The following is a 3435-nucleotide window of genomic DNA, read 5'->3' as shown; positions in this document are numbered from 1 at the left end:
TCCGCCACGCGGCGGACCGGTCGGACGCCGCGTGGCGGACCTATCGCGCCGTGGCCACGGGGGACCGGCCCGGTGTGACCGGCATGGCCGTTGCCCAGCGTCAGGCGGTCGGGCTGGGCAGAGTCCCGATCACCGCCACTCCGGTCGACGGCGGCTACCGCGTCGACGGCCCGGTCGCGTGGGCCTCCAACGTCTACGAGGACAGCACGATCGTCCTGGCCGCCAACACCGGGGACGGGCGCAGCCTCGTCCTGGCCTTCGAGGCGTCGACTCCGGGCGTGGACATGCGCAGCGCCCCGGATCTCCTGGCACTCAACGCCACGGCCTCGACCATGATCGGGCTCGACGGCGTCGTCGTCCCCGACGAGCAGGTGCTGGGGGAGGACCTGGGGGACTTCCTGTCCGGCGTGCGCCCGGAGTTCCTCGTCCTGCAGGCCGCGTTCTGCTCGGGTGTCGCGGCGCGTTCTCTCACCGAGGTCGAGGGACTGCTCGGCGGCCTCGGTGCGTTCTCCGCCGACGAGCACTCCGCGCTGGTGGACCGCCACGAGCACATGCACTCGGAGTTGCACCGACTGGCGTCGCGGCCGGGAGAGGGCGCTCTCGTCGACCTCCTCCTGTTGCGCCTGGACGGCGCCGAGATCGCTCCCGCCGCCACGCGACTCGAGGCCATCCTCTGCGGTGGAATGGGGTATGCGCAGGACGCCCCCGCCAATCGTCGGATGCGTGAGGCCGCGTTCCTCCCCGTCCAGTCCCCCTCGCAGTCCCAGCTGCGGTGGGAGCTCGACGGCCTGGGGGTGTCCCGGCTCGTGTGGCGGGGGGACGCGGCGCGCTGACGCACCGGGCCACACGCCGACGAGGGTGAGCGCGCGGCCCGCTGATCCCGGCCCGCTGATCCCGGCTCGCTGATCCCGGCTCGGTGAGCCCGGCTCAGTGCTCCCGCAACGCCTCGATCAACTCGTCCTTGGTCATGGACGAGCGTCCCTCGATGCCGATCTCCCTGGCGCGGTCGCGGAGCTCGTCGACGGTCCAGTCCTCGTACGAGCCGGCCTTGCCACCCTTGTGGCCGACCTCGGACCGCGATCGCCCGGCCGAGGCGTTGGCGATCCGGGCGGCCTTCTCCTTGCTGGCGCCGTCGTCGCGCAGCGCCTCGTAGACCTTCTCGTCCTTGATGTTCGCGGATCGCCCGTCGTTCTTCTTCTCGGCCACGGCGCTCAGACCCGCCGCATATCGGAGTGGAGGTGATGGGTCATCGGCTGTCCGACCGCGGCCATGGCGAAGGTGGTGACCAACCTGTCCCCGGTGAGTTCGTACCGGCGCCTGGTGGCGTCCACCTGCTTGGCGGTGGCGCTGTTGGCCACCCGGGCCTGGAATTCCAGGACGAGCGAGTCCGCCTCGGCAACTACGGTGCCCTCGGCGAGTTCGGTCTGTCCCATGGGCTGCGCCAGGATCAACTCGGCGGTCCCGGCCCCCGGGATGCGCAGATAACCCGTCTCGGTGTGCATGGGGGAGCCGTCCGCGCTCCACGACCGTTGGACGTAGTGCAGGAACGGCTTGCCGACATCAGTGAAGACCACCTCGTCGGTGTACGTGAAGTCCTCGATGGTGGGATACGACCCCGCGCCCTCACCCCTCCAGGTGCCGAGAAGTGCGGCGACGGGGGCGAGGGAGGGTGCCGGTTCCATGCCCATGAGCCTAGGCGACGCCGGCGTCCCACACCGGCTGTCCGTGGGCGTCGAGCCGAAGTCCTTCGCTCGGGCTGTGCCCGGTGATCGACCCGCTGTGCATGAGGTGCCCCACGGGGAGGTCGTGGACGGTCGTCGTCACGTCGGCCACGATCCTGCGGTGGCAGCGCCACCACACGGACTCCGAACACATGACCGCGGTCCGACGGGCGCGCGCGTCCCCGACGACCCGGTCCAGGGCCGCGCGGAACCCGGGGGAGCGGGTCCACGCGCTGTAGGCGCGGAACGCCTCGACGCGCCACCAGGTGTCGGGTGAGTCGCGCCGTTGCTCCGCCGTGAGCGTGCGACGGCCCCCGAGTTGCTCCTCCCAGCGGTAGTCGATGCCGAGGTCGCGGGCGAGCTCCGGCACCGCCCCCTGTGCGGCGGCCGAGTTGGCGCGGCTCCCGGGGAATCGACGGATGTCCACCAGGAGTTCGACCCCGGCGCCGGTGAGCAACCCCCCGAGCTCGTCGCCCGCGAGCCGACCGTGCCCCACGGTGAGGAGCATCAGTCCCTCGCGTGACCGGTCCCGGCGGCCTCCGCTGTGGTGGGGGCGGGCCCCGACTCGTCCCGTCGACGGGGGACGACGTGGGCCACGGCCACCACCACCGCGCCGACGACCAGGCCGAACAGCAGCGAGCACACCGTGTTGACCAGCCACCCGAGCACACTCCCGACGCCTGCCACCGCCGCGGCCGGCTCCTCCAGCAGGTGCACCAGGTGGTACGGGGCGGTCGCCCCGAGCTCGTCCAGTCCCACCAGGAGGATGTGTCCGCCGACCCACAGCATCGCGAGCATCCCGACGAACGAGATCACCTCGAGGACCGTCGGCATCGCCCGGACCAGACCGCTGCCGAACCTCTTCACCCCCGGGGAGTCCCTCCCGGCCAGGTGGAGTCCGATGTCGTCCATCTTGACGATCACCGCCACCACGCCGTAGACGAGCGCGGTGATGAACAGCCCCACCACCACCAGGATCGCCGCGCGGGTCCAGAACGGCTCCTCGGCGACCTCGTTGAGCGCGATCATCATGATCTCGGCGCTGAGGATGAAGTCGGTGGTCACCGCCCCGCGGATCATCCGCTTCTCCGCGTCGGGGCCCTTCTCGACGACTGGCGTGGCCTCCTCGTGGTGGCCGGTGACGCGTTCCCACACCTTCTCCGCGCCCTCATAACAGAGGTACGCACCACCGAGCATCAGCAGTGGGGTGAGGGTCCACGGGACGAACTGGCTGAGCAGGAGCGCGAAGACGATGATGATGGCCTTGTTGCCCAGGGAACCCGTGGCGATCCGACGGATGATGGGCAGTTCGCGCGACGGCTCCACGTCGCGGACGTACTGCGGGGTCACGGCGGTGTCGTCGACCACCACTCCGGCGGCCTTGACGCTCGCGCGTCCGGAGGCGGCCGCGATGTCGTCGGTACTGGCCGCGGCCATCCGGGCGAGGACGGCGATGTCGTCGAGCAGGGCGGCGAGACCACCGGCCATGGGTACCTCACTGTGGTGGGCGGGAGGGGTCCCCGCCGACGGGACGGCCGACCCGTGCCGGGTCGGATCGTCACAGGGTAGCCCCGTTCGACCCGCCGCGCCCTCGCAGCCGGTCCGGTCTCAGCCCTCCACCGCGTCCAGGACCCACCTGAGTGTCGACACCCCGGTCCGCCCGAGGTGCAGGGCCACGGCCCGGGAGCCGAGGGGGCCGTCGGCGAGGCCGAGG

5 protein-coding genes are annotated in these 3435 nt (G+C 71.6%); 1 reads left to right on the top strand and 4 read right to left on the bottom strand.

The window, feature by feature from the left end; translation table 11 throughout:
• Positions 1-833: acyl-CoA dehydrogenase family protein (locus G6020_RS05510; protein ID WP_182609931.1), on the top strand; the 833-nt coding region annotated here is incomplete at its 5' end.
• Between the two features lie 94 nt (positions 834-927).
• Here G6020_RS05510 and G6020_RS05505 read toward each other — a convergent pair.
• Genes G6020_RS05505 through G6020_RS05490 form a run of 4 tightly spaced genes read right to left on the bottom strand, consistent with a single transcriptional unit; the run spans position 928 to position 3209 of the window.
• The gene (locus tag G6020_RS05505) at positions 928-1206 is read right to left on the bottom strand and encodes a Rho termination factor N-terminal domain-containing protein (RefSeq protein WP_179525620.1); all 279 of its coding nucleotides are present in this window, start codon (positions 1204-1206) and stop codon (positions 928-930) included.
• Positions 1207-1211: 5 nt separating this feature from the next.
• Positions 1212-1682 (bottom strand): FABP family protein, encoded by a 471-nt coding sequence (locus G6020_RS05500; RefSeq protein WP_182609930.1) that lies wholly within the window; start codon positions 1680-1682, stop codon positions 1212-1214.
• Positions 1683-1692: 10 nt separating this feature from the next.
• The gene (locus G6020_RS05495; RefSeq protein WP_179525618.1) at positions 1693-2229 is read right to left on the bottom strand and encodes a DUF488 domain-containing protein; all 537 of its coding nucleotides are present in this window, start codon (positions 2227-2229) and stop codon (positions 1693-1695) included.
• Positions 2229-3209: a DUF808 domain-containing protein gene (locus G6020_RS05490; protein WP_182609929.1), complete on the bottom strand. Its 981-nt coding sequence runs from the start codon at positions 3207-3209 to the stop codon at positions 2229-2231. The genes G6020_RS05495 and G6020_RS05490 overlap by 1 nt, the downstream gene beginning before the upstream one ends.
• Positions 3210-3435 lie beyond the last annotated feature (226 nt).

Origin of the sequence: Dietzia sp. B19 (assembly GCF_014145155.1) — a bacterium.
Classification (GTDB): Bacteria; Actinomycetota; Actinomycetes; order Mycobacteriales; family Mycobacteriaceae; genus Dietzia; species Dietzia natronolimnaea.
Note: the sequence above shows the minus strand (reverse complement) of the source record. Positions and strands in the feature narration are given on the sequence as shown.